Annotated in this window: 22 protein-coding genes and 1 riboswitch; of the genes, 12 read left to right on the top strand and 10 right to left on the bottom strand. The window is 68.7% G+C overall.

Features of this window, described 5'->3' with window-relative positions; genetic code table 11:
• Positions 1–969 carry a TniB family NTP-binding protein gene (locus tag LOS78_RS13425; RefSeq protein ID WP_230377067.1) on the top strand — a complete coding sequence of 323 codons (969 nt, stop codon included), beginning with the start codon at positions 1–3 and terminating at the stop codon, positions 967–969.
• A complete protein-coding gene (locus LOS78_RS13420; protein WP_230377065.1) occupies positions 966–1,907 on the top strand; it encodes a TniQ family protein in 942 nt (313 codons plus the stop codon). The genes LOS78_RS13425 and LOS78_RS13420 overlap by 4 nt, the downstream gene beginning before the upstream one ends.
• Positions 1,908–2,469: 562 nt before the next feature.
• Here the strand turns inward: LOS78_RS13420 and chrA are convergent.
• Positions 2,470–3,681 (bottom strand): chromate efflux transporter, encoded by a 1,212-nt coding sequence (gene chrA / locus LOS78_RS13415; protein WP_230377064.1) that lies wholly within the window; start codon positions 3,679–3,681, stop codon positions 2,470–2,472.
• A gap of 161 nt (positions 3,682–3,842) precedes the next feature.
• Here chrA and LOS78_RS13410 point away from each other — a divergent pair, with 161 nt between their 5' ends.
• Positions 3,843–4,085, top strand: a complete 243-nt coding sequence (locus LOS78_RS13410) for a BolA/IbaG family iron-sulfur metabolism protein (protein WP_028714204.1) — start codon at positions 3,843–3,845, stop codon at positions 4,083–4,085.
• Positions 4,086–4,136: 51 nt separating this feature from the next.
• On the top strand, positions 4,137–4,499 hold the full coding sequence (grxD, locus tag LOS78_RS13405; protein ID WP_230377063.1) for a Grx4 family monothiol glutaredoxin: 363 nt from the start codon (positions 4,137–4,139) through the stop codon (positions 4,497–4,499).
• Between the two features lie 300 nt (positions 4,500–4,799).
• Here the strand turns inward: grxD and LOS78_RS13400 are convergent, their stop codons facing one another.
• From LOS78_RS13400 to LOS78_RS13390, 3 genes are all read right to left on the bottom strand, one after another.
• A complete protein-coding gene (locus LOS78_RS13400; protein ID WP_230377062.1) occupies positions 4,800–5,510 on the bottom strand; it encodes a phage holin family protein in 711 nt (236 codons plus the stop codon).
• Between the two features lie 8 nt (positions 5,511–5,518).
• A complete protein-coding gene (locus LOS78_RS13395) occupies positions 5,519–5,947 on the bottom strand; it encodes a YqjD family protein (RefSeq protein WP_230377060.1) in 429 nt (142 codons plus the stop codon).
• A gap of 122 nt (positions 5,948–6,069) precedes the next feature.
• A complete protein-coding gene (locus LOS78_RS13390; protein WP_230377059.1) occupies positions 6,070–7,197 on the bottom strand; it encodes an aminotransferase class V-fold PLP-dependent enzyme in 1,128 nt (375 codons plus the stop codon).
• A gap of 142 nt (positions 7,198–7,339) precedes the next feature.
• Here LOS78_RS13390 and LOS78_RS13385 point away from each other — a divergent pair, with 142 nt between their 5' ends.
• The 3 genes from LOS78_RS13385 to LOS78_RS13375 all read left to right on the top strand — a co-directional run bounded on the left by LOS78_RS13385 (position 7,340) and on the right by LOS78_RS13375 (position 10,785).
• Positions 7,340–8,053, top strand: a complete 714-nt coding sequence (locus LOS78_RS13385; protein WP_230377058.1) for a type 1 glutamine amidotransferase — start codon at positions 7,340–7,342, stop codon at positions 8,051–8,053.
• Positions 8,050–9,408 carry a glutamine synthetase family protein gene (locus tag LOS78_RS13380; protein WP_230377057.1) on the top strand — a complete coding sequence of 453 codons (1,359 nt, stop codon included), beginning with the start codon at positions 8,050–8,052 and terminating at the stop codon, positions 9,406–9,408. The genes LOS78_RS13385 and LOS78_RS13380 overlap by 4 nt, the downstream gene beginning before the upstream one ends.
• Before the next feature lie 66 nt (positions 9,409–9,474).
• Entirely contained in the window at positions 9,475–10,785 is a 1,311-nt protein-coding gene (locus tag LOS78_RS13375) for an FAD-binding oxidoreductase (RefSeq protein ID WP_230377056.1), read from the top strand.
• Here LOS78_RS13375 and LOS78_RS13370 read toward each other — a convergent pair.
• From LOS78_RS13370 to folK, 4 genes are all read right to left on the bottom strand, one after another.
• Positions 10,782–11,423, bottom strand: a complete 642-nt coding sequence (locus LOS78_RS13370) for a DUF2062 domain-containing protein (RefSeq protein WP_028714196.1) — start codon at positions 11,421–11,423, stop codon at positions 10,782–10,784. The two genes, LOS78_RS13375 and LOS78_RS13370, sit on opposite strands and share 4 nt — an antisense overlap.
• A 12-nt stretch (positions 11,424–11,435) precedes the next feature.
• Positions 11,436–13,553, bottom strand: coding sequence for a bifunctional (p)ppGpp synthetase/guanosine-3',5'-bis(diphosphate) 3'-pyrophosphohydrolase (locus LOS78_RS13365; RefSeq protein ID WP_028714195.1), 2,118 nt, complete (start codon positions 13,551–13,553; stop codon positions 11,436–11,438).
• A 22-nt stretch (positions 13,554–13,575) separates the two neighbouring features.
• The gene (rpoZ, locus tag LOS78_RS13360) at positions 13,576–13,932 is read right to left on the bottom strand and encodes a DNA-directed RNA polymerase subunit omega (RefSeq protein ID WP_028714194.1); all 357 of its coding nucleotides are present in this window, start codon (positions 13,930–13,932) and stop codon (positions 13,576–13,578) included.
• Between the two features lie 69 nt (positions 13,933–14,001).
• Entirely contained in the window at positions 14,002–14,595 is a 594-nt protein-coding gene (gene folK / locus LOS78_RS13355) for a 2-amino-4-hydroxy-6-hydroxymethyldihydropteridine diphosphokinase (protein ID WP_230377055.1), read from the bottom strand.
• Between the two features lie 12 nt (positions 14,596–14,607).
• Between folK and LOS78_RS13350 the strand changes: the two genes are divergently transcribed.
• From LOS78_RS13350 to LOS78_RS13330, 5 genes are all read left to right on the top strand, one after another.
• The gene (locus tag LOS78_RS13350; RefSeq protein WP_028714192.1) at positions 14,608–15,162 is read left to right on the top strand and encodes an NYN domain-containing protein; all 555 of its coding nucleotides are present in this window, start codon (positions 14,608–14,610) and stop codon (positions 15,160–15,162) included.
• A gap of 148 nt (positions 15,163–15,310) precedes the next feature.
• Positions 15,311–15,503, top strand: a riboswitch (cobalamin riboswitch).
• 132 nt (positions 15,504–15,635) lie between these two features.
• On the top strand, positions 15,636–16,649 hold the full coding sequence (locus LOS78_RS13345) for an ABC transporter substrate-binding protein (RefSeq protein ID WP_230377054.1): 1,014 nt from the start codon (positions 15,636–15,638) through the stop codon (positions 16,647–16,649).
• The gene (locus tag LOS78_RS13340) at positions 16,646–17,695 is read left to right on the top strand and encodes an iron ABC transporter permease (protein WP_230377053.1); all 1,050 of its coding nucleotides are present in this window, start codon (positions 16,646–16,648) and stop codon (positions 17,693–17,695) included. Before LOS78_RS13345 ends, LOS78_RS13340 begins: the two co-directional genes overlap by 4 nt.
• Positions 17,692–18,453 carry an ABC transporter ATP-binding protein gene (locus LOS78_RS13335; protein ID WP_230377051.1) on the top strand — a complete coding sequence of 254 codons (762 nt, stop codon included), beginning with the start codon at positions 17,692–17,694 and terminating at the stop codon, positions 18,451–18,453. The genes LOS78_RS13340 and LOS78_RS13335 overlap by 4 nt, the downstream gene beginning before the upstream one ends.
• A 10-nt stretch (positions 18,454–18,463) precedes the next feature.
• A complete protein-coding gene (locus LOS78_RS13330; RefSeq protein WP_230377049.1) occupies positions 18,464–18,889 on the top strand; it encodes a pseudoazurin in 426 nt (141 codons plus the stop codon).
• 151 nt (positions 18,890–19,040) lie between these two features.
• Here LOS78_RS13330 and LOS78_RS13325 read toward each other — a convergent pair whose 3' ends face one another.
• Positions 19,041–20,432, bottom strand: a complete 1,392-nt coding sequence (locus LOS78_RS13325) for a peptidoglycan -binding protein (RefSeq protein ID WP_230377048.1) — start codon at positions 20,430–20,432, stop codon at positions 19,041–19,043.
• Complete coding sequence (locus LOS78_RS22100; RefSeq protein ID WP_028714186.1) at positions 20,422–22,032, bottom strand: hypothetical protein; 1,611 nt, start codon at positions 22,030–22,032, stop codon at positions 20,422–20,424. The genes LOS78_RS13325 and LOS78_RS22100 overlap by 11 nt, the downstream gene beginning before the upstream one ends.
• Positions 22,033–22,066 lie beyond the last annotated feature (34 nt).

Genomic DNA, 22,066 nt, shown 5'->3' with positions numbered 1-22,066 from the left:
ATGCCCGATCCCGCTGCAACTGCGCGCATTCTCGAAAAGCTGCGCAAGCTCCGCATAGACACCCCCAGGGACGCGGCGTTCCGCTCCCATTTCGACCGGCTGCTGCGCCGGGACGAGGCCGGAAACCTCCTGCATGAACCGCAGCGATTCTCGGCGGAGCGCGAGACCCGTGGCGTGATGGTGATCGACGGCGCGGGGGGTGGCAAGACCACCCTCATCGACCACGCCCTTGCACGACACCCGGCCCTGGCCGGGGCCGGGACCGACGGCCGGCACTATCTTGAGGCGAGCGTGCCCAGCCCTGCCACCTTCAAGAGCATGGCCGGCGCCCTGCTCCACCGCAGCGGTTATCCTGTCAACGCCGCGCACCGCGAGGGCTGGAGTCTGTGGGAGACCCTGCGCGGCCGTCTGAAGGATCTCGACATCACCACCCTCTGGATCGACGAGGCGCATGACCTGTTCTGTGCCGACCGCAACCTGATCCTGCGCGCTATCAAGGCGATCATGCAGGGCGACGAGGCGGTCGTCGTGATCCTGTCGGGCACCGAAAACCTGCGCGAGATCATCCGGTCCGATCCGCAGGTCCAGCGACGGTTCTCGACCCTGAACCTGCCGCCGGTGGCCGTGGCGACGGATGGCGCGAATTTCCGGGAGGTGATCGCGGCCTATTGCCGGATTGCCGGGCTGGAGCAGCCGCTTGAGGCCGATCTGATCCCGCGCCTGTTCCATGCGGCGCGTTATCGCTTCGGGCGTTGCGTCGAGACGATCCTCGGCGCCATCGAGTTTGCGCTGGAGGGCGATGCGTCGCGCCTCGACATCGGCCATTTCGCAGAGTTCTGGGGCCTGCAGGAGGGATGCCCGCTGGGCGGAAATGTCTTCCTGGCCCCGGACTGGCCGCAGATCGACCCGGATCAGGACGAGGCGGATGATCGACCCGTTTCCGTGCGGGCGCGGCGGCGGCGGAAATGACCATGGCCCGCCTCTTTCCCTTGCTGCCGTTTCGGACGGACGAAACCCATTGGTCTTGGGCGGTCCGCATGGCCGCCTTCCATATCCGTGGCCCCATCGGGATCTTCCTGCGTGATCTCGGCCTTGATCCCTTCGCTCTCTCCATCGGCGATCCGGATGAGGTGGTCAGGCTGTGCGAGATTGCCGGGCAGGATCCGGGACCGGTGCTGCGCAACACCGTGGTGCAGAACACCAGCCGGAGCTGGAGGCTCGGTGAGGAGGCTCTGATTGACAGCCTGTGTCCACAGCAGGATCTGCGCTTTTGTCCGGCCTGCCTCGCCGAGGACGATGCGGCCGCCATGGCGGCAGGCCATGACATCTCTAACCACCGGCGCGAGAGGCTGATCTGGCGGCTGAAGCCGATCCGTTCCTGCCTGAAACACAGGCTACCCCTGATCCGCCGGGATCGGCCTGACCATATGGTTGGGAAAGGCGTCTTTGCCGGAAGCGTGCTAGAAACCGCCGCGATGTTACAGGATCTTGCGGGCCGCGCTGTGCCCTGTCCGGGATCCCCGCTCCAGACCTATATCGCCAATCGGCTTGCTGGGCGTCATGGCCCGGCCTGGCCGGACAGCCTGCCGCTGGAACAGGTGATCAGGATCACCGAGTTTCTGGGTTCCGCCCTGGAGTTCGGGCCATATGTTGCCTTCGGCGACCTTTCCACCCGGGATCAGGATATCGCTTCGGCCTGCGGCTGGACCTATATCGTCAACGGGGAAGCAGGCATCCGCCGCGCCTTGCAAATCCTTCAGGCCGGGTTCGACCCGAAGCGGTCCCCATGCCGTATCAAGAAATGGGGGGCCTTCGGGCCGTTGCTCGACGAACTCCGGCATCCCCTCCCGAGCAATTCGCTCCGCAGAATCTTTGAAGAGCATCTCGCCAGCATTGCTGAATCCTGATCCGCATCCCGGGCAGGATTCGGTTCACCCCCTCGTCAAGTCACCCATTTGCCAGTCAGGCCGCCTTCGGGCGGCCTTTTTCTTTGGCGCCGGAGCAAGTTTCGATGGTCAATATTTGCGTGGAAAGTGGTCAAATCAGAAAACGGGCACTTACGAGATGTATTGAAATCAATCAGTTAAAGAGACCCAAGACTTCCAGAATGGCCATTATTTCAGTTGTTCGACAACCGAAAGAATGACCACTCTGGTGCAGGCTTCGACCCTTGACGCGCGAGTGGTGGCGCCGCCCGCTCGGCACCGAAGACCAGCGCTGGGCAAATGCATGGAACTTGCCAAGATGGTGCGGCGCCCGTTCCAGTCCGGCTTTCTCATATAAACTCGGCTCTGGCGCCTTCGGAGTCACGGCCTCGGCCTCCACGTCCCACGATGAGAAAGCGCGTCGAGGGACAAGCCCGCTGCCCGATATCCGAAATCGGTCCTTTCCGCCCTTGGGGCCAGCCTGCCTTCGGATTATTTTTCCTCCGCCAGAACCCCCTTCCGATCAAGGGCGGCGGAAGCTCGCTCATCCGGCCAGCGCCAGTGCAGCGCCCGCCATCGCGGCCAGAAGCACCACCCGCCAGGGCGCGAGCTTCCAGCCCGTCAGGGCCACGAAACAGGCGAGCGCCAGCGCCAGGTCCGGCAGGCCGCCGATCGCGGTGGTAAAGACCGGGGAATACAGCGCCGCGCCCAGAATGCCGACCACGGCGGCATTCGCCCCCTGCATCAGCGATTGCGCCCCGGCCATGCGGCGGAAGCGGTCCCAGAACGGCAGGACGCCCAGCAGCACCAGAAATCCCGGCAGGAAGATCGCCAGCAGCGCAAGCGCGGCGCCCAGCACCCCGTTCGGCTCGGGCCCCAGGGCCGCGCCCAGATAGGCGGCAAAGGTGAAAAGCGGCCCCGGCACCGCCTGCGCCGCGCCATAGCCGGCCAGAAAGGCCTGTGGGCCGATCCAGCCGGGCTGCACCACCTCGGCATCCAGAAGCGGCAGCACGACATGGCCGCCGCCGAAGACCAGCGCCCCGGCGCGATAGAAGCTGTCGATCATCGCGAGCGCCTGCGACCCGTCCGCCAGCAGCGGCAGCAAGGCCAGCAGCGCCAGGAACAGCAGCAGGGCCGCCGCCCCCGCGCCTCGGGACAACGGCACGACCAGATGCCCGCTGGCGGGCCTTGCCGCGCCGCGGCCCAAGGCAAGCCCCAGCCCCGCGCCGGCGGCGATGGCGAGGATCATGCCGGGGGCGCCCGGCAGCGCGGCCAGCACGACGACCGCGAGCACCGCGATCGCCGCGCGCTCGCGATCCGGGCACAGCTGCCGCGCCATGCCCCAGACCGCCTGGGCCACGATGGCCACCGCCACGACCTTGAGCCCGTGCAGCGCCCCCTGCCCCAGCGGCCCCGAAATCGCCGTCGCAGCCCCGGCAAACACCAGCAGGATCAGCGCCGAAGGCAAGGTGAAGGCGGTGAAGGCTGCAAGCGCCCCCAGCCAGCCGGCCCGCATCAGGCCCAGGGCAAAGCCGACCTGGCTCGAGGCCGGGCCGGGCAGGAACTGGCACAGCGCGATCAGATCGGCATAAGCGTGATCGTCCAGCCAGCGCCGCCGCACCACCAGCTCGTCGCGGAAATAGCCCAGATGCGCAATCGGCCCGCCGAAGGAGGTCAGGCCCAGCCGCAGGAAGGCCCCGAAGACCTCGCCGGCGCTGCCGCGCGCGGGGTCGCTGTCGGAAACCGCGTTCGACATCCTGGATCGCCCTTCTGCTGCCGCGGGCAGAGTGGCATCCCCGCCGCGCGGGGGCAAGCTGCCCCGATCCCTGCCCGTCCTGGCGGGATGCGGCGTGAAGGGCGATCTTGCGGGCCGCGCGGGCTTCCCCTACATCATGGAGAACAGTGAAAGGAACCGCCATGGCGATGGAAGCCCAGGATATCGAAGCCCTGATCCGCGCTGCATTTCCCAATGCCCAGATCACCATCACCGACCTTGCCGGGGACGGAAACCATTATGCTGCCGAGGTGATCGACGAAAGCTTCCGCGGCCAGAACCGCGTGCAGCAGCAGCGCGCAGTCTATGCGGCGCTGCAGGGCCACATGGACGGCCCGAACGGCGCGCTGCATGCGCTTGCCCTGACCACCAAGGCCCCCGAATAAGATCAACCGCCAGCGTCGCGCCATGGCGACGCTTCAGCAAGGACCAGCAGAATGACCGACGCACGCCAGCAGATCCAGGACACCATCGACGGCAACGATGTCGTCCTGTTCATGAAAGGCACCAAGGAGATGCCTCAATGCGGCTTTTCAAGCCGCGTCGCCGGGGTGCTGAACTATATGAACGTCCAGTATCGCGACGTGAACGTGCTGGCGGACGAGGCGATCCGCCAGGGCATCAAGGAATTCTCGGACTGGCCGACGATTCCGCAGCTTTATGTCAAGGGAGAGTTCGTCGGCGGCTGCGACATCGTCACCGAGATGACCCTGTCGGGCGAGCTTGACCAGCTTTTCGAAAAGGCGGGCGTGACCTATGACAAGGAAGCCGCCGACCGCATCCGCGAGGCCAATGCCTGACCGGGCGCCCTGCCCTCACTGACAACGACGGCCCCGCATTGTCGGGGCCTTTTCTTTTTGAAAATAATGGCTTGCCGGAGATTTATCAGGGTTCTTCCAGCAACCTCTGGCCCCAGGGGGATGCATGGCGCGGACGGTCATCTGAAACGCTTGGCCGGCGCCTGCGGTTTTAGATTTCAGGACAGTCAGCAGCGCCGGGAATCCTAACGACCTTCCGGCTGCCGCGTCGTTGGCGCGGCACCGACGAGCAAGAGTAAGGCAAAATAACTTTAATAAAATAAGCGCCCTAGGGCATACACTTCAACCATCCTCGTAAGGATCGTCCGTCCAGTCCTCGGCGGCGTCCCATTCCGGGGTGTCGCGCTGCCGCCAGTCCTGGAAGCGCGAGGCCAGCGTCATGCCGACCGCGAAGGCCCCGATCAGCGGCGCTATGGCCGCTGCCCGCGATTGCGAGGCTGCCTGGACCTGTCCCGCGGCGCGGCGCAGCGCATCCGGGGGCAGGCCCAGCCGTTGCGCGGCCTGCTCTCCGGCGCGGCGCGCGGTGCCATAGACCCGCGCCTCGGCCCGGTCGGCCAAGCGGTCGGCCTTGTAGGACAGGCTGTCGGCGACGCTGTGGACGCGCTGCTCGGCCTGTTCCATCAGCCGATTGGCCTTTTGGGAGGCCCGCTCCAGCGCCGCATCCGCTGCGCCGGTGGCTTTCCCGATGGCGGCATCGGCGGCCAGCATCAGCCGCTGCTCGACCTCGGCCTTCAACTCGTCGGTGGTGGGCACGGGATGGCGCTCCTTGCGCGCCATCAGCATCACCAGCAGCCCGATCACCAGAAAGCCGATGCCGATGGCGAGGGAGGCGCCGAGCGCCCCCCAGCCAAGATGATCCGCCAGCCAAGTCCACAGCGCCGCAAGCAGGAAGCCGGCGCCGATCAGCAGGGCCAGCCCTGCCCCGGCGCCCAAGCCCGCGCGGCGCAGCCTGTCCGTCAGGGCAAGCTGCAGGTTCCGGGTGTAATCGAACATCGCCGGCCTCAGCGGCGCGCGATGATCAGGCCCAGCAGGAAGCCGACGCCCGCCGCGATCCCCAGCGCCTGGGCGGGGTTGCGGCGCACCATGCCCGAGACCTCGTCGTAATATTCTTCGGCATGGGCTGCGACCTCATGCGCCTGCCGCTCGCCCTGGCGATACAGCCGGCGAGCCTCGTCGCGGGCGCGTTCGGCATAGTCATGGCCACGCTCGCGGACCGTCTCGGCATATTCGGCACCACGCTGACGGGCGGTCTCGACGAATTCGGCGCCTTTCTCGCGCGCGGTTTCGTAAAGCTCGGCGCCGCGCTCGCGGGCGGTCTCATAGGCTTCGGTCGCCTCGTCGGCGGCGCGGCGGGTGTGGCGGCCCACCTCGTCGGCGGCCTCGCGCGCCTGGGCTTTCACTTCGTCGGCGGTGGCTTCAGGTTTCGCCATGACATTGTCCTTTCACAGGGCTGTATGGGTTTCGCAAGGCAAACACCCAAGCCGGCAGATCGTTCCCGGAACCGCCCGGATTTCCCGCCCGCCGCGTCAGGACGTCGCGTTACCGGACCGGGTCACAGGGCTGCGTCGAAGGCCGGGATCAGCCGCGCCAGCGTGCCCTCGACATCGCCGAGCTTGTCCAGCCCGAACAGCCCGATGCGGAAGCTGCGGAAGCCCTCGCCCTCGTTCACCTGCAAGGGCACGCCCGCGGCGATCTGATAGCCGGCGGCCAGAAACTTGCGACCGCTCTGCACCTCGGGGTCGTCGGTATAGCAGACCACCACGCCCGGCGCGGCAAAGCCCTCGGCCGCGACCGAGCGCAGCCCGCGCCGCGCCAGTTCCGAGCGCACCGCGTCGCCCAGCCGCCACTGCGCCTCTCGCGCCGCCTCGAGGCCGAAGTCGCGCGTCTCGTTCATTGCATCGCGCAGGCCCAGCAGCGCGTCGGTCGGCAGGGTGGCGTGATAGGCATGGCCGCCATCCTCGTAAGCCTTCATGATCGCGCGCCATTTCTTCAGGTCCAGCGCGAAGCTGTCGCTGACCGTGGTCTCCAGACGCTCGATCCCGCGCGGGGACAGCATCACCATCCCGGCCGAGGGCGAGGCCGACCAGCCCTTTTGCGGCGCCGAGATCAGCACGTCCACGCCCGTCTCGCGCATGTCGACCCAGATCGCGCCCGAGGCGATGCAGTCCAGCACCATGACCGCGCCGACCTCATGCGCGGCATCGGCCAGCGCCTTGATGTAATCGTCGGGCAGGATCATGCCCGCCGCCGTCTCGACATGCGGGGCGAAGACGGCATCGGGGCGGGCTTCGCGGATCTTGGCCACCAACTCCTCGACGGGTGCCGGGGCGAAGGGCGCGCGCGGCTCGTTGCCCTGGGGCCGGGCCATCATCACCGTGGTCTGGCGGGCAAAGCCGCCGGCCTCGAAGATCTGGCTCCAGCGATAGCTGAAAAAGCCGTTGCGGACGATCAGCGCATGGGCGTCGCGGCCGAACTGGCGGGCCACCGCCTCCATGGCGCAGGTGCCGCCGCCCGGAACCAGCGCCACCGCCTCGGCCCCGTAGACCTCGCGCAGCATGGCCGAGATCTCGCGCATCGCGGCCTGGAATTTCTGCGACATGTGGTTGAGCGAGCGGTCGGTGAAGACGACCGAGAATTCCTGCAAGCCCTCGGGGTCCACATCGGGGCGAAGTCCGGGCATGGCCGATCCTTTCTGCTGTTGCAGGCCAACCCTAGCGCGACCCCGCGCCGCCGGCCAGCCCCACCGAGGTCGCAGCGCCCCCTTGCCGCCCGCGCCCCGCACGACTAGCTTCGGGGGGGGAACAACCGACAGGCCAACCACCATGCGCATCGGCATTCTCAAATGCGGCCAATCGCCCGAAGAGCTTCGCGGCGAACTGGGCGATTATGACACCATGTTCGAGCGGCTCCTTGCCGGGCGGGGCTTCGATTTCGCCAGCTATCACGTGGAGAACATGCAGTTTCCGCAGGACGTCCGCGAGGCCGGGGGCTGGCTGCTGACCGGCTCGCGCCACGGCGTCTACGAGGATCACGCCTTCATCCCGCCGCTCGAGGACTTCATCCGCGCCGCCTATGCCGCGCGGGTACCGATGGTCGGCATCTGCTTCGGCCATCAGATCATCGCCCAGGCGCTTGGCGGCCAGGTGGCGAAGCACCCCGAGGGCTGGGCCGTGGGGCCGCAGGATTACGATTTCGGCGGCGAACCGGTGCGGCTGAACGCCTGGCATCAGGACCAGGTGATCCGCCGCCCCGAGGCCGCCGAAATCATCGCCAGCAACCCGTTCTGCGAAAACGCCGCGCTGGTCTATGACGACCGCGCCTTTACCGTGCAGGCGCATCCGGAATTCGACGACGCCTTCATCGAGGGCCTGATCGAGCACCGCGCCCGCGGCACGGTGCCCGGCGCGCTGCTGGACCGGGCCCGCGCCCGCATGGGCGGGCCGCTGCAATCGGGCAGCATCGCCGACCGGATCGAGGCCTTCTTCAAGGCGCCGCGCAGCTTTGCGGCGCAGGCGACACGGCAGGGGGCCGCATGAAATCGCACTGGATCGACGAAACCCCGCAGGCCGCGCAGGATTACGTCGCCGGGCGGCGGCTGGACGAGGTGGAATGCATCGTCGCCGACATCGCCGGGGTGGCGCGCGGCAAGGCCATGCCGGCCTCGAAATTCGCGCATCAGGAGCGGTTCTACCTGCCGAACTCGATCTTCCTGCAGACCATCACCGGCGACTGGGCCGACAACCCGTCGGGCGCCTTCACCGAGCCCGACATGATCCTGACGCCGGATTTCTCGACCGCGACGGCAGCGCCCTGGACGGCGGACGTGACGCTGCAGGTCATCCACGACGTGTCCGACCAGTCGGGCAATCCGGTGCCGATCGCGCCGCGCAACGTGCTGAAACGCGTGGTCGATCTTTACCGGCAGAAGGGCTGGCGCCCCATCGTCGCGCCCGAGATGGAGTTCTTCCTGGTCGCGCGCAACATCGACCCGAACCAGCCGATCATGCCGCCCATGGGCCGCACCGGCCGCCGCGCCGCCGCCAAGCAGGCCTATTCCATGTCGGCGGTGGACGAATACGGCAAGGTCATCGACGACATCTACGACTTCGCCGAGGCCCAGGGTTTCGAGATCGACGGCATCCTGCAGGAAGGCGGCGCCGGCCAGGTCGAGATCAACCTGAACCACGGCGACCCGGTCGCCCTGGCCGACCAGATCTTCTATTTCAAGCGGCTGATCCGCGAGGCGGCGCTGCGCCACGACTGTTTCGCCACCTTCATGGCCAAGCCCATCGAGGGCGAGCCGGGCAGCGCCATGCATATCCACCATTCGGTCGTCGGGCTGACGGACGGGCGCAACATCTTCTCGGACGAGCGGGGCCGCGAGACGCCGGCCTTCATGCATTTCATCGCCGGCATGCAGAAGCACCTGCCGGCGGCGGTGGCGCTGCTGGCGCCCTATGTCAACAGCTATCGCCGCTATGTCCCGGATTTCGCGGCGCCGATCAACCTGGAATGGGGGCGCGACAACCGCACCACCGGGCTGCGCGTGCCGATCTCGAAACCCGAGGCGCGGCGGATCGAGAACCGGCTGGCGGGCATGGATTGCAACCCCTATCTGGGTCTCGCCGCCAGCCTGGCCTGCGGCTATCTGGGCCTGGTCGAGGGCGAGAATCCGCGCGCCGAATGCCTGGGCGACGCCTATATGTCCGAGGACGAGCTGCCCTATAACCTGGGCGACGCGCTGGACCTGATGGACGAGAACACGGCGATGCGCGAGGTGCTGGGATCCGAGTTCATCGACGTCTATCAGGCGGTCAAGCGCAATGAATACAAGGAATTCCTGCAGGTCATCAGCCCGTGGGAGCGCGAGCACCTGCTGCTGAACGTGTAGAGCCGGGCGCGGCCGGGCCCTTGCGCGCCGTCGGATGAGTATTTGAGAAACGGTGAAAGCCGAAGCATGAACCTGCTGTTTTCCAACGACCGGCGGGGGGAATATCCGCCCAGCCTCTATGCCGCGACCCGCGACCCGCTGCCGCCTTTCCCCGAGCAGCGGGGCGAGGAGCGCGCCGATGTCGTGGTGGTCGGCGCCGGCTATACCGGGCTTTCCGCGGCGCTGCATCTGGCCGAGGCGGGGCGCGACGTCGTGGTGCTGGAGGCGCATCGCGTCGGCTTCGGCGCCTCGGGGCGCAATGGCGGCCAGCTCGGCTCGGGCCAGCGGCTGGAGGTCGACGAGCTGGAGCGGATGGCCGGGCGAGAGGCCGCCCACCGGCTTTGGAACATGGCCGAGGAGGCCAAGCGCCTGACCCGCGATCTGGCGGCGCGCGCCGGGGTGCCGGTGGCCGACGGCATCGCCCATGCCTTCCGCAAGCCCGCCGAGTTCGACCATGCCCGCGCCCTGATCGACAGGCTGGGGCGCGATTACGGCTATGACCGGATCGAGCCGCTCGACCGCGACGCCTTCCGGGCGCTGGTGCCGTCCGAGGCCTATATCGCCGGCGAGCTGGACCATGGTGCCGGGCATCTGCACCCGCTGAACCTGGCCATCGGCATGGCGCAGCTGGCCGATGCCGCAGGCGCCCGGATCCGCGAGTTGAGCCATGTCCACCACATCCGCCACGGCCGGCGCGCCGGCGAGAAAAGCGTGGTGCAGACCGGCAAGGGCCGGGTGGCCTGCGACCATGTCATCCTGGCGGCCAATGGCTATCTGGGCCATCTCGACGGCCATGTCGCCGCCCGCGTCATGCCGATCAACAATTTCATCGTCGCGACCGAGCCCCTGGGGGCGCGCGCAGCCGAGGTGCTGACCCGGCCCATCGGCGTGCATGACACGAAATTCGTGGTGAATTACTGGCGGCTCGATCCCGAGGGGCGGCTGATCTTCGGCGGCGGCGAGAATGTCAGCTATCGCTTTCCCGCCGATATCGCCGCCAAGGTGCGCAAGCCGCTGCTTGAGATCTATCCGGGCCTTGCCGATGTGGCGCTGACCCATGCCTGGGGCGGCACGCTGGCGATCACCATGAACCGGATGCCCTGCTTCGCCCGGCCGGCGCCCAATTGCCTGTCGGCCAGCGGCTATTCCGGGCACGGGCTGGCGCTGGCGACGCTGGCCGGCAAGCTGATGGCGCAGGCGGTGCAGGGCCAGGCCGAGGGATTCGACACCATGGCCGCCCTGCCCTCGCCCGCCTTTCCCGGCGGCGCTGCGCTGCGCTGGCCGCTGCTGGTCGCCGGCATGGGCTGGTATTCGCTGCGCGACCGGCTGGGCTTCTAGGATTTCCCGGCCAGCTCGCGTTCGCGCCTGGCCTTGGCGCGGGCGATGCGCTCGGCCATCTGCCTTTCGCGGTGGCGGTGATAGGCCCGGATCACCGGCACGGTCAGGTAATGCGCCGCGACGGAAACCGCGATTCCGGGCAGGATGCCCCCCACCGCATAGGGCAGGAAGATCTGCTGGTTGAACTGCAGCAGCTGGTCCCAATGAGCGACGCGGTCCGTCACCGGCGCCAGCAGGTTGTTCCACAGCTCGCTGCCGGCGCGGGTGAATTCGTCGAAGATCAGGTGCGGGGTGAACTTGCCCTCGACCCCCAGCATCCAGCGGCCGAGCCCGACCGAGGTCAGCGCGATGAAGGGCGTGGTCAGCGGATTGCCGACGAAGGTGCCCAAGAGCGCGGCTAGGATATTGCCGCGGATCAGCCAGGCCAGCGCCGCCGCGCCCATGAAATGGAAGCCGAAGAAGGGCGTGAACGAGATGAAGATGCCGCAGGCCCAGCCCCGCGCCACCCGATGCGGCTGGTCCGGCAGGCGGCGCAGCCGGTGCAGCACATATTTCGAGGCCCGCTTCCAGCCCGAGCGGGGATAGAACATCTCGGTCCACATCTGGGCATAGCTGAGCGGCTTGCGTCTCTTGAACATGCCGGGCCGACCTCAGCTCATATGGGCCGAAGGGTCCCGGATGCGCGAGACCTGCGCCACGTCGCTTTCGGCCTCGAGCGCGGTCAGCAGCGTGTGCATGTGCTCGCGGTCGCGCAGCTCGATCTCGACGCGCAGCCGGTAGAAATCCGGCTTGCGATCGACGAATTCCAGATCCGAGATATTCGCCCCCTGCGCGCCGATCAGCGTGCAGATCCGGCCCAGCACCCCGGCATCGTGGCGGATGGTCAAGGACAGCATGGTCGAATAGGCTGCCGGGTGCTGGCCCTCGCGCCAGTGCAGGTCGACCCAGCGTTCCGGGCTGTCCTCGAACTCGGCCAGCACCGGGCAGTCGATGGCATGGATCACCACCCCCTTGCCGCGATAGGTGATGCCGACGATGCGCTCGCCCGGCAGGGGATTGCAGCAGGGCGCGCGGGTGAATTCCTGATCGGCCTCCAGCCCGGCGACGGCGCGCTTGGCGTCGATCTCGCTGCGCTTCTGGGCCAGTTCGGGATAAAGCGTGGTCAGCACGTCATGGGCCGAGATCTCGGCGCTGCCGATGCGGGCCAGCAGCTCGTCCGTATCGGGCAGCGCCATGGTCTTGGCCGCGATGCGCAGCGCCTTGTCGCTGACCTTGCGCCCGACATGCTCGAAGGCCACCCGCACCAGTTCCGAACCCAGCCGGATGAAGCGCGTCCGGTCCTCCTGCCGCAGCGAGCGGCGGATGGCGGCCTTGGCGCGGCCGGTGACGACGATGTCGAGCCAGGTCGCCTGCGGCCGCTGGCCGGAGGCGGCGATGATCTCGACCGACTGGCCGTTCTTGAGCCGCGTCCACAGCGGCACGCGGATGCCGTCCACCTTCGCGCCCACGCAGGAACTGCCCAGCCGGGTATGGATGGCATAGGCGAAATCCAGCGGCGTCGCCCCTTTCGGCAGCGGGATCACGTCGCCCTTGGGCGAGAAGCAGAACACCTGGTCGGAATACATCTCGAGCTTCACATGCTCGAGGAATTCGTCGTGGTCCTCTTCGCCGAAACGCTCGGTCAGGCTGGCGATCCATTCGCCCGGATCGATGGCAAAGGGGTTCGCCGTGCGCACGCCGTCGCGATAGGCCCAATGCGCGGCCACGCCCGCCTCGGCCACCTCGTGCATCTGCCGGGTGCGGATCTGCACCTCGACCCGCTTGCCGTCGCGGCCCGAAACGGTGGTGTGGATCGAGCGGTAGCCGTTCGCCTTGGGCTGGCTGATGTAATCCTTGAACCGGCCGGGCACGGCGCGCCAGCGGTGATGGATGACGCCCAGGGTGCGATAGCAGTCGGCCTCGGTCCGGGTGATGATGCGGAAGCCGTAGATGTCCGACAGGCGCGAGAAGGAAAGCTGCTTTTCCTGCATCTTCCGCCAGATGCTGAAGGGCCGCTTGGCGCGGCCGTAGACATCGGCCTCGATCCCCTCGCGTTCAAGCTCGGCGCGGATGTCGGCGGTGATCTTGGGGATCACGTCGCCGGATTCGCGCTGCAGGCTGACAAAGCGGCGGATGATCGAGTTGCGGGCCTCGGGGTTGATGACCTTGAAGGCCAGGTCCTCAAGCTCCTCGCGCATCCATTGCATGCCCATGCGGCCGGCCAGCGGCGCATAGATGTCCATGGTCTCGCGCGCCTTCTGCAGCTGCTTTTCCGGGCGCATGGACTTGATGGTCCGCATGTTGTGCAGACGGTCGGCCAGCTTGACCAGGATCACGCGAAGATCGCGCGACATCGCCATGAAAAGCTTGCGGAAATTCTCGGCCTGCTTGGAATGCGCGCCCGAGAGCTGCAGATTGGTCAGCTTGGTGACCCCATCGACCAGATCGGCGATCTCGCGCCCGAAGATCTGCGCCACCTCGGCCCAGGTCGAACGCGTGTCCTCGATCGTGTCGTGCAGCAGCGCGGTGACGATGGTGGCATCGTCCAGCCGCATCTCGGTCAGGATGGCGGCGACCGCGACGGGATGGGTGAAATAGGGCTCGCCCGAATGGCGGAACTGCCCCTCATGCATGCGACGCCCGTATTCGTAGGCGTCGCGGATCAGCTCGGCATTGGTGCGCGGGTTGTAATTGCGGATAAGCGCGATGAGGTCTTCGACGTCGATCATGTTCAGCCGAAGACCTTTGGACTCAGTTCCTGCCTTGCGCTTCCAGCATCATGCGCAGCATGCGCTCCTCGGATTCCTCGTCGGCGGGCTTCGGACGGTCGATCTCGGCGCCCAGAAGCAGCGCCATCGCGTCCTCCTCGGGCTCGTCGACCTCGATCTGGGTCTGCTGGGCCTCGATCATGCGCTCGCGCAGTTCGTCCACGGGCTGGGTCTCGTCGGCGATCTCGCGCAGCGAGACCACGGGATTCTTGTCATTGTCGCGGTCGACGGTCAGCGGGCTCCCCGCCGCGATTTCACGCGCGCGATGGGCCGCCAGCATCACCAGGTCAAAACGGTTCGGAACCTTGTCGACGCAATCTTCGACTGTAACGCGGGCCATCGGTCACCTTATCAGCTGGAATCGGGGTGCAGGGCGAAGCCGGATATTTGGGTGCGCGAAACGGAAATGTCAAGCACTTGCCGGCCGCATCCCGGCCATGGCCTCGGGCGGCAGCGCCGCCAGCATCTGCGCCACGCTGAGCCCAAGGCGCGGATGCACCCAGCCGGGCGCGATCTCGGCCAGGGGCGCCAGCACGAAGCCGCGGTCCTGCAGCCGCGGATGCGGCAGGATCAGTCGCTCGGGCGTGCGGCGCGGCTGTTCCTCGGGCGGCAGGCTGCGCCAACGGTCCTGCGCATCCGCGTCGGGCAGCACCAGATCGCCATGCGCCAGCAGGTCCAGATCCAGCCCCCGCGCCTGCCAGCGCGGCCCGTCGCGGCGGCGTCCCAGCGCCGCCTCGATCGCGTGCAGCTCGCGCAGGAGTTGATCGGGCGGCAGCGCGCAGGAAAGTGAAACCGCAGCGTTCACATAATCGGGACCGGAACCGGCCGGCACCGCCGGGGTGGACCAGAATCGGCTGACGGCAAGCGGCACAACCGCAGGTAATTTCAAAAGCTTATCCAGCGCGAAACGCAAGCTGTCCGATGGGATACCTGCCGAACTAGGCAGGTTTGCACCCAGCGCCACCAGGACTAAGTTCGCCTTCTGACTTTGGTAAAGAGACATCTTGGGGGAATCGTGTTTTACAAGGATGATCGGCTGGCGTTGTTCATCGACGGGTCGAATCTTTATGCTGCCGCGAAGGCGCTTGGCTTCGATATCGACTACAAGCTGTTGCGGCAGGAATTCGAGCGGCGCGGCAAGCTGATCCGCGCCTATTACTATACGGCCCTGCTGGAGAACGAGGATTACTCACCGATCCGTCCGCTGGTCGACTGGCTGCATTACAACGGCTATTCCATGGTGACGAAACCCGCGCGTGAATATACCGACGCTCTGGGCCGCCGCAAGGTCAAGGGCAACATGGATGTCGAGCTGGTCATCAACGCCATGGAGCTGGCGCCGCGGCTGGACCATGCGGTGCTGTTCTCGGGCGACGGCGATTTCCGGCCGCTGGTCGAGGCGCTGCAGCGCCAGGGCGTGCGGGTCTCGGTGGTCTCGACCATGCGCAGCCAGCCGCCGATGATCGCCGACGAGTTGCGCCGCCAGGCCGACAATTTCATCGAACTGGACGCGCTGCGCGACATCATCGGCCGCCCGCCCCGCGAAAGCGCCCCGCAGCAGGACGCCTGAACCCCCGGCGCCGCCGAAGACCCCGTCCCGGCGGGCCGGCGCCTTTCCCTTCCCCCGCCGCGGCGGGCCAAGGGTGTTTCTTTCCCCGATCATCCACCGCTTCCTGACAGGCTTGGCCATATCCGGCTTGCCAGGCGGCCGCGTTTCGGCGATACGCCCCCTTGCCGGTCCCGAAAGGGCCAAGAGGGAATCCGCGGCGCATCCCTGCGCCAACCGGAACTGCCCCCGCAACTGTAGGCGGCGAGCCGCGTCCGATCACGTCACTGGGTCCTCGACCCGGGAAGGCCAGGACAGGCAGCGACCCGCCAGTCAGGAGACCTGCCGGCGCCTTGACGTTCACACCGGGCGGGGTTGTCCGGGGAGGGTGAGATGACGACAGCCAGACGCGGCCCGCCTTGCGGGCAGGACGCGGTCCGCCAAGCCCAACGTTGCGCCGCCTCCGGCCCCTGGTCCCAACCAGATGGAGACGGAGCATGTTCCTGCGTTCGGGCCTGATCGGCCTTTCCCTGTCCCTTGCCGCATTCGCCGCCCATGCCGGCGCGACCGGCTATCCGCTGACGGTCGGGAATTGCGGCCAGACGCTGGAATTCGACGCCGCGCCGGCCTCGGCGGTAAGCGTCGGCCAGGCCGCGACCGAGGTGCTTTACGCGCTCGGCCTCGGCGACAAGGTCGCCGGCACCTCGGTCTGGTTCAGCGAGGTGCTGCCGCAGTTCCGGGACATCGACGCCAAAGTCGCGCGGCTGGCCGACAACGATCCCAGCTTCGAAAGCGTGGTGGCCAAGAAGCCGGGGCTGGTCGCGGTGCAATATGAATGGCATGTCGGCCCGCAGGGCATCGTCGCCACGCGCGAGCAGTTCCACGAGCTCGGCATACCGACCTATGTCATGCCGGCCGATTGCGTCGGCAAGGACAACACGGTCGGGCTTGACGGCACGCGGCTGACGATGTTCTCGACCGCGAGCCTCTACCAGGGCATCGAGGAACTGGCGGCGATCTTCGACGTGCAGGACCGGGGCGCCGCGCTGGTCGCAGACCTGAAGGCGCGCGAGGAGACGGCCGAGGCCGAGGCCAGGGCGCTGGGGCTAAAGGACGGATCGGCGGTGTTCTGGTTCTCCTCGGCCGAGATGGACATCGATCCCTATGTCGCCGGCCGCAAGGGTGCCCCGGGCTACATGATGGAGACGCTGGGATTGCGGAACATCGTGGAATCGGACGAGGAATGGCCGACCGTCGGCTGGGAGACCATCGCCAGGGCCAATCCCACGGTGATCGTGGTGGCCCGGATGGACCGTCGCCGCTTCGAGGCCGACGACGTCGAGAAGAAGCTCGCCTTCCTGAAATCCGACCCGGTGGCCAGCCAGATGGATGCGGTGAAGGCCGGCCGCATCGTCGTCATGGATGCCGGCGCCATGGACGCGACGATCCGGGTGATCGACGGGCTGGAAGAGCTGGCGGCGGCGCTGAAATCCTACGGCCTGCCGCAATGACGCCGGCCGCCGCCGGACCGCGCAGGGCGCTTGTCGCCGCGCTTCTGGCGCTGGCGGTGCTGGCGGCGGCGGTCCTGGCCGGGGCGATGATCGGCGAGACCCGCATCGCCCCGGATCTGGTGCTGAAGGTGCTGGCCAACCGGCTGTGGCAGGCGGGCCATGCGCTCGACCCGCTGGATCAGGGCATCGTCTGGAGCTATCGCGTGCCCCGCGCGCTGGTCGCCGCCGCCTGCGGCGCGGGACTGGCCGTCTCGGGCGTGGTGCTGCAGGCGCTGCTGCGCAACGCCCTGGCCGATCCCTATATCCTCGGCATCTCGGCCGGGGCCTCGACCGGGGCGGTGGCGGTGACCATCGCCGGGCTCGGGGCGGGGCTGCTCTCGATGTCGCTCGGCGCCTTCATGGGGGCGCTGATCGCCTTCGGGCTGGTGGCGGCGCTGGCCCGGGCCGCCGGTGCCGACGCCGGACGCGGCGGCGCGGCGCAGATCGTGCTGGCGGGCATCGCCGGCTCGCAGCTCTTCAACGCCCTGACCGCGTTCGTCATCGCGAAATCGGCGAATGCCGACCAGGCGCGCGGCATCATGTTCTGGCTGATGGGCAATCTCAGCGGCGTGCGCTGGCCCGAGGTGCAGCTGGCCGTGCCGGTCGCCGTCATGGGCTGGCTGGTCTGCCAGCTGCATGCGCGCGGGCTGGACGCCTTTGCCTTCGGGGCCGACAGCGCCGCCTCGCTGGGCGTGCCGGTGCGGCGGGTCCGGGCGGTGCTGATCCTGGCCGCGGCGCTGGTGACGGCGGTCATGGTGTCGATCCTGGGCTCGATCGGCTTCGTCGGGCTGGTGATCCCGCATGCGGCGCGCTTCCTGGTCGGCGTCCGCCACGGCCGGCTGATCCCGGCCGCGGCGCTGATCGGCGCGGTCTTCCTGATCGGCGCCGACATCCTGTCGCGCGTCATCATCAGGGGCCAGGTCCTGCCCATCGGCGTCGTCACCGCGCTGATCGGCGCCCCGGCCTTCGCGCTGATCCTGATCCGCAGCCGGGGCCAGATGCGATGAGGCTTTCGGCGCAATCCCTGTCCCTCGCCCTGCGCGGGCGCAAGATCATCCGCGACGTCTCGCTGGAGGTGACGCCCGGCGAGACGCTGGCGCTGGTCGGACCGAACGGTTCGGGCAAGTCGACGCTGCTGCGGCTGCTGGCCGGGCTGGTCCGCCCGGACTGGGGCGCCATCCGGCTTGAGGGTCAGCCTCTTGCCCGGCTGTCGCGTCGCGGGATCGCGCAGCGCATCGCGCTGGTCGAGCAGCAGGCCGACACCGCCGAACGCCTGACCGCCCGCGCCGCCGTCGAGCTGGGCCGCACCCCCTGGCTCTCGGCGCTCGCATCCTGGAGCGAGCGGGACGAGCGGCAGGTCGCCCGCGCGCTCGACGCGGTGGAGATGACCGCGCTGGCGGATCGCAGCTGGGCCACCCTGTCGGGCGGCGAGCGCCAGCGGCTGCACATCGCCCGCGCCCTGGCGCAGGAGCCGGGTCTGCTGCTGCTCGACGAGCCGACCAACCATCTGGACATCCACCACCAGCTGGCGATCCTAGGCTTCATCCGGCAGTTGCCCATCACCACCGTCATCGCGCTGCACGACCTCAACCAGGCCATGGGCTGCGACCGCGTCGCGATGCTGGACGGCGGCCGGCTGGTCGCCTGCGGCCCGCCCCCCGAGGTGCTGCGGCCCGATCTGGTCGCGCACGTCTTCGGCATCCGCGTCCGGCGGGTGCCCGATCCGGCCGGCGGGCCGGACATCCTGACCTTCTCGATCACCTGAAAGGACGCCCATGGTCTCGCGCAGCCTCGCCCTGCTCCTGCTGACCGCCGCCCCTGCCCTCGCCGAGATCCACGAGGTCAGGATGCTGAACCGCAACGACACCGCCACGATGGTCTACGAGCCGGACCACCTGGTGGTCGCGCCCGGCGACACGGTCCGCTTCCTGCCGACCCAGCCCGGCCATAACGCCGCGACCATCGACGAGATGATCCCCGCCGGGGCCGAGCCCTTCAAGAGCGGCCTCAACAAGGAATTCGAGGTCACGCTGACCCTGCCCGGCATCTACGGCATCAAATGCAGCCCGCATTACGCCATGGGCATGGTCATGCTGATCCGGGTCGGCGAGGCGGCCGCGCCCGAGATCCCCGCCGCCGTCCCGGCCCGCGCCAGGACGCGCTTCGAGGAAATCCTCGCCCGTCACGGTGCCCCGGACTGAGCCGGCCGGAGCGCCGCGGCCCCGCGCCGGGCCTCCGACTGCAAAGGGGGCTCCGCTGTCCCCGGTTCTGCGGCGGCAAGGGGCCTTGGCGATCCCGTCGGCGGACCTTGGCGGGACTGCCGTCCCATGCGGCTTGCGCGGTGCCGCGCGTCTAGCGTTCGGTCAGCTTCAGCTCGATGCGGCGGTTCTGGGCCCGGGCCTCGGCCGTGTCGCCCGCCGCCACCGGCCGGGTATCGGCAAAGCCGGCCGGGGCAAGGCGGGTGGCCGGGAAGCCCAGCTGGTCCACCATGTAGCGCACCACGGCCAGCGCCCGCGCCTGGCTCAGTTCCCAATTGTCGCGATAGCGCCCCAGCCCGGACAGCGGCTGGTCGTCGGTATGGCCGTCGACGCGGATCATCCAGTCGATCTCCGGCGGGATATCGCCCGAGATCTGCTTCAGCATGTCGGCGACCCGCGCGATCTGCTCGCGGCCGCCGGGCGACAGCGTCGCCTCGCCCGGCGCGAACAGCACTTCCGAGGAAAACACAAAACGGTCGCCCACGACCCGCACGCCCTCGCGCCCTTCCAGGATCTGCGACAGCCGGCCGAAGAATTCCGAGCGATAGCGCGCCAGATCCCGGGCCTCGGCCTCGGCCTTGCTGCGCGCCTCCTCCTCCAGCGCGCGGCGCTTGCGCTCCTCTTCGGCGGCGCGCAGCAGGGCGACGTTGAGCTGTCGGCCCAGATCCTCGGCGCGCAGGTCGGCCTCGCGGCGTTCCTCGCCCGCGGCGTCCAGCACCGCGCGCAGGCTGCCCAGCTGGTCGTTGAGCTGCGCCACCTGCCGGTTGAGCAGCGCGACGCGGCGCTGGTCCTGGGCGGAAAGCGCCTCCTGCTCGGAAATCTTCTGCCGCGCCAGCGCCAGAAGCCCGGCCTGCTTCTCGGCCTCGCTGGCCTGGGCCTCGGCCTGCTCGCCCAGCTCCTTCTTGGCCGCCTCGGCGGCGGCAAGCAGGGTCAGCGTCTCCTCGGCCTGTTTGCGCGCCGCCTCGAGCTCCAGCGTGGCGGCGTCGAGCTCGGCGTCGGATCTCGCCAGCCGCTCGCGCAGCGCCTCGGCGGCGGCGGCGTCGGCCAGGCGGGCGGCTTCGGTCTCGTCCAGCTGCTGCCGGGTCTCGGCATTGCGGCGGCGCAGGTCGCCGACCAGCGCCTCCAGCGCCTCGCGCCGGGCAGCGGCCAGCCGCGCCGCCTCGGTCTGGGCGTCGATCTCGGCCCGGGCGGCGGCCACCGCCTGCTCGGAACGGCGCAGCCGCTCGCGCTCGGCCGTCAGGTCGCGGTCCAGCGTGGCGGCGCGGGCCTGCGAGCTGGACAGCGCGTCCGACAGCTGCGCCACCTGCCGGCCGAGCTGGTCGAGCTCGCTGTCCTGGGTGGTGATCTGGTCGCGCAGCACCGATTGCACCAGCAGGAAGATGGTCAGCACGAACATCATGACCATCAGAAGCGCGGTCATCGCATCGACGAAGCCCGGCCAGATCGTCGCCGAAAAGCGGTTGCCGCTGCCCCGGCTAAGTCCCATCGCCGCGCTCCAGGTTGCGGATCGCCCGGGTCAGCGCCGCCATGTCCTCGCGCAGCTCCGAGATCAGCCCGTCGCGGCCGCTGGCGGCTTCCTCGACCAGCCGGCCCAGTTGCACGTCGATCGAGCGCAGCCGCATTCGCGCCTCGGGATCGTCGCCCGAAATCGCGGCATGGGCCTGACCCGGCCGCTGCGCGCCAAGATCGAGGATGCGGTCCTGTCCCTCGGCCAGCCGCTCCAGCGCCCGGACCAGCCGCGGGCCGTCCAGCGCCGGCGCCGGTGCCTCGGCCAGCGCGACCAGCCGGGCCTGCCCTTCGGCCAGCCGTTCCAGCGCCTCGGCCAAAGCGGCGCCGTCGAAGGACGGCTGCGGCGTCTCGGCCAGGGCCGCAAGCCGGGCCTGGCCCTCGGCGACCCGTTCCAGCGCCGCCGCAAGCGCCGGATCGTGGCGCGGCTCGGCCAGCCCGGCGATTGCCCGTTCGACTCCGGCAAGCGCCTGCGCCGTGGCTTCGCGCTCGGCGCTCAGCGCGGCCCCCAGCTGGTCGCGGTCCGAGCCGAGCAGCCCGGCCAGCCTTTCCACGCCCTGCGCCAGCGCCAGCGAACGCTGGTCGGCGGCGGCGGCTTCCTCGTCGCGCAGGACATCGCGGCCGGCATAGAACTCCTGCAGCCCGGCCAGCTGCGCCTCGACCCGCTCGATGAAGCCCGCCAGAGCCGCCTCGCCCAGCCCCTGCCCCTCGGCGCCGCCGAGGCCGATGCGGGTGAATCCCGACATCCATTCCTCGAGCTCGCGATAGAAGCGGTTCTGGCCATGGGCGGCGAAAAGCTCCAGCAGCCCGACGACCAGCGAGCCCGCCAGCCCCAGCAGCGAGCTGGAAAAGGCCGTGGCCATGCCGCCCAGCTGCGATTCCAGCCCGGTCATCAGCTTGTTGAACACCTCGAGCCCGGTCTCGCCATCCTGGGGGGCCAACGCGCGGATGGTGTCGACCACGGCCGGAACCGTGGTGGCCAGCCCATAGAACGTGCCCAGAAGTCCCAGGAAGATCAGCAGATTCGCCAGATAGCGGGTGATGTCGCGCGCCTCGTCGATCCGCGTTGCCACCGATTCCAGGATCGAGCGCGACGATTCGGTCGAGATGGCCCCACCCGCCGGCCCGCGCTGGCCCAGAAGCGCGGCCAGCGGCGCCAGCAGCCGCGGCGCGTCGTCCGGCCCCTCGGGCTCGGTCGCGCCCAGACCCTTTTCGGCGGCATGGCGGCGGCGGGCGGCGAAACGCTCGATCCAGCTGACGGATTTGACCAGTTCGGCCACCTGCCAGAAACAGCCCAGCACGCCCATCACGAAGACGGCCAGGATCAGCCCGTTCAGATATTCGTTCGAGTGAAAGATCGACAGGATCCGGCCATAGGCGAACCAGGCCCCGGCCACGACCAGCGCCAGCACGATCAGCATCAGCACGATCTGCCGCACCGGCTGCGAGAATTGCGGCGGCGCCGGGCCGGCCCCGCCGGGCCCCGTGCCGCGCGTCGCCGCCAGACGGGCGGCGCGGGAACGGCGGCCTTCGGGCGCGGCGGGCGGCCCCTCGGGCGGTTCGGCGTCGGTTCGGGACAAGACGACCCCCTTGCTGCTTTCGGCCCGACTGTAG

Origin of the sequence: Paracoccus sp. MA (genome assembly GCF_020990385.1) — a bacterium.
Taxonomy (GTDB): domain Bacteria; phylum Pseudomonadota; class Alphaproteobacteria; order Rhodobacterales; family Rhodobacteraceae; genus Paracoccus.
This window is presented reverse-complemented; position numbering and strand designations above follow the sequence as displayed.

Excerpts from the sequence above, each read along its gene's own strand:
- LOS78_RS13425 (WP_230377067.1), top strand. The coding sequence starts at position 1 with ATGCCCGATCCCGCTGCAACTGCGCGCATTCTCGAAAAGCTGCGCAAG.
- LOS78_RS13420 (WP_230377065.1), top strand. The coding sequence starts at position 966 with ATGACCATGGCCCGCCTCTTTCCCTTGCTGCCGTTTCGGACGGACGAA.
- chrA (WP_230377064.1), bottom strand. The coding sequence starts at position 3,681 with ATGTCGAACGCGGTTTCCGACAGCGACCCCGCGCGCGGCAGCGCCGGC.
- LOS78_RS13410 (WP_028714204.1), top strand. The coding sequence starts at position 3,843 with ATGGCGATGGAAGCCCAGGATATCGAAGCCCTGATCCGCGCTGCATTT.
- grxD (WP_230377063.1), top strand. The coding sequence starts at position 4,137 with ATGACCGACGCACGCCAGCAGATCCAGGACACCATCGACGGCAACGAT.
- LOS78_RS13400 (WP_230377062.1), bottom strand. The coding sequence starts at position 5,510 with ATGTTCGATTACACCCGGAACCTGCAGCTTGCCCTGACGGACAGGCTG.
- LOS78_RS13395 (WP_230377060.1), bottom strand. The coding sequence starts at position 5,947 with ATGGCGAAACCTGAAGCCACCGCCGACGAAGTGAAAGCCCAGGCGCGC.
- LOS78_RS13390 (WP_230377059.1), bottom strand. The coding sequence starts at position 7,197 with ATGCCCGGACTTCGCCCCGATGTGGACCCCGAGGGCTTGCAGGAATTC.
- LOS78_RS13385 (WP_230377058.1), top strand. The coding sequence starts at position 7,340 with ATGCGCATCGGCATTCTCAAATGCGGCCAATCGCCCGAAGAGCTTCGC.
- LOS78_RS13380 (WP_230377057.1), top strand. The coding sequence starts at position 8,050 with ATGAAATCGCACTGGATCGACGAAACCCCGCAGGCCGCGCAGGATTAC.
- LOS78_RS13375 (WP_230377056.1), top strand. The coding sequence starts at position 9,475 with ATGAACCTGCTGTTTTCCAACGACCGGCGGGGGGAATATCCGCCCAGC.
- LOS78_RS13370 (WP_028714196.1), bottom strand. The coding sequence starts at position 11,423 with ATGTTCAAGAGACGCAAGCCGCTCAGCTATGCCCAGATGTGGACCGAG.
- LOS78_RS13365 (WP_028714195.1), bottom strand. The coding sequence starts at position 13,553 with ATGATCGACGTCGAAGACCTCATCGCGCTTATCCGCAATTACAACCCG.
- rpoZ (WP_028714194.1), bottom strand. The coding sequence starts at position 13,932 with ATGGCCCGCGTTACAGTCGAAGATTGCGTCGACAAGGTTCCGAACCGT.
- folK (WP_230377055.1), bottom strand. The coding sequence starts at position 14,595 with ATGTCTCTTTACCAAAGTCAGAAGGCGAACTTAGTCCTGGTGGCGCTG.
- LOS78_RS13345 (WP_230377054.1), top strand. The coding sequence starts at position 15,636 with ATGTTCCTGCGTTCGGGCCTGATCGGCCTTTCCCTGTCCCTTGCCGCA.
- LOS78_RS13340 (WP_230377053.1), top strand. The coding sequence starts at position 16,646 with ATGACGCCGGCCGCCGCCGGACCGCGCAGGGCGCTTGTCGCCGCGCTT.
- LOS78_RS13335 (WP_230377051.1), top strand. The coding sequence starts at position 17,692 with ATGAGGCTTTCGGCGCAATCCCTGTCCCTCGCCCTGCGCGGGCGCAAG.
- LOS78_RS13330 (WP_230377049.1), top strand. The coding sequence starts at position 18,464 with ATGGTCTCGCGCAGCCTCGCCCTGCTCCTGCTGACCGCCGCCCCTGCC.
- LOS78_RS13325 (WP_230377048.1), bottom strand. The coding sequence starts at position 20,432 with ATGGGACTTAGCCGGGGCAGCGGCAACCGCTTTTCGGCGACGATCTGG.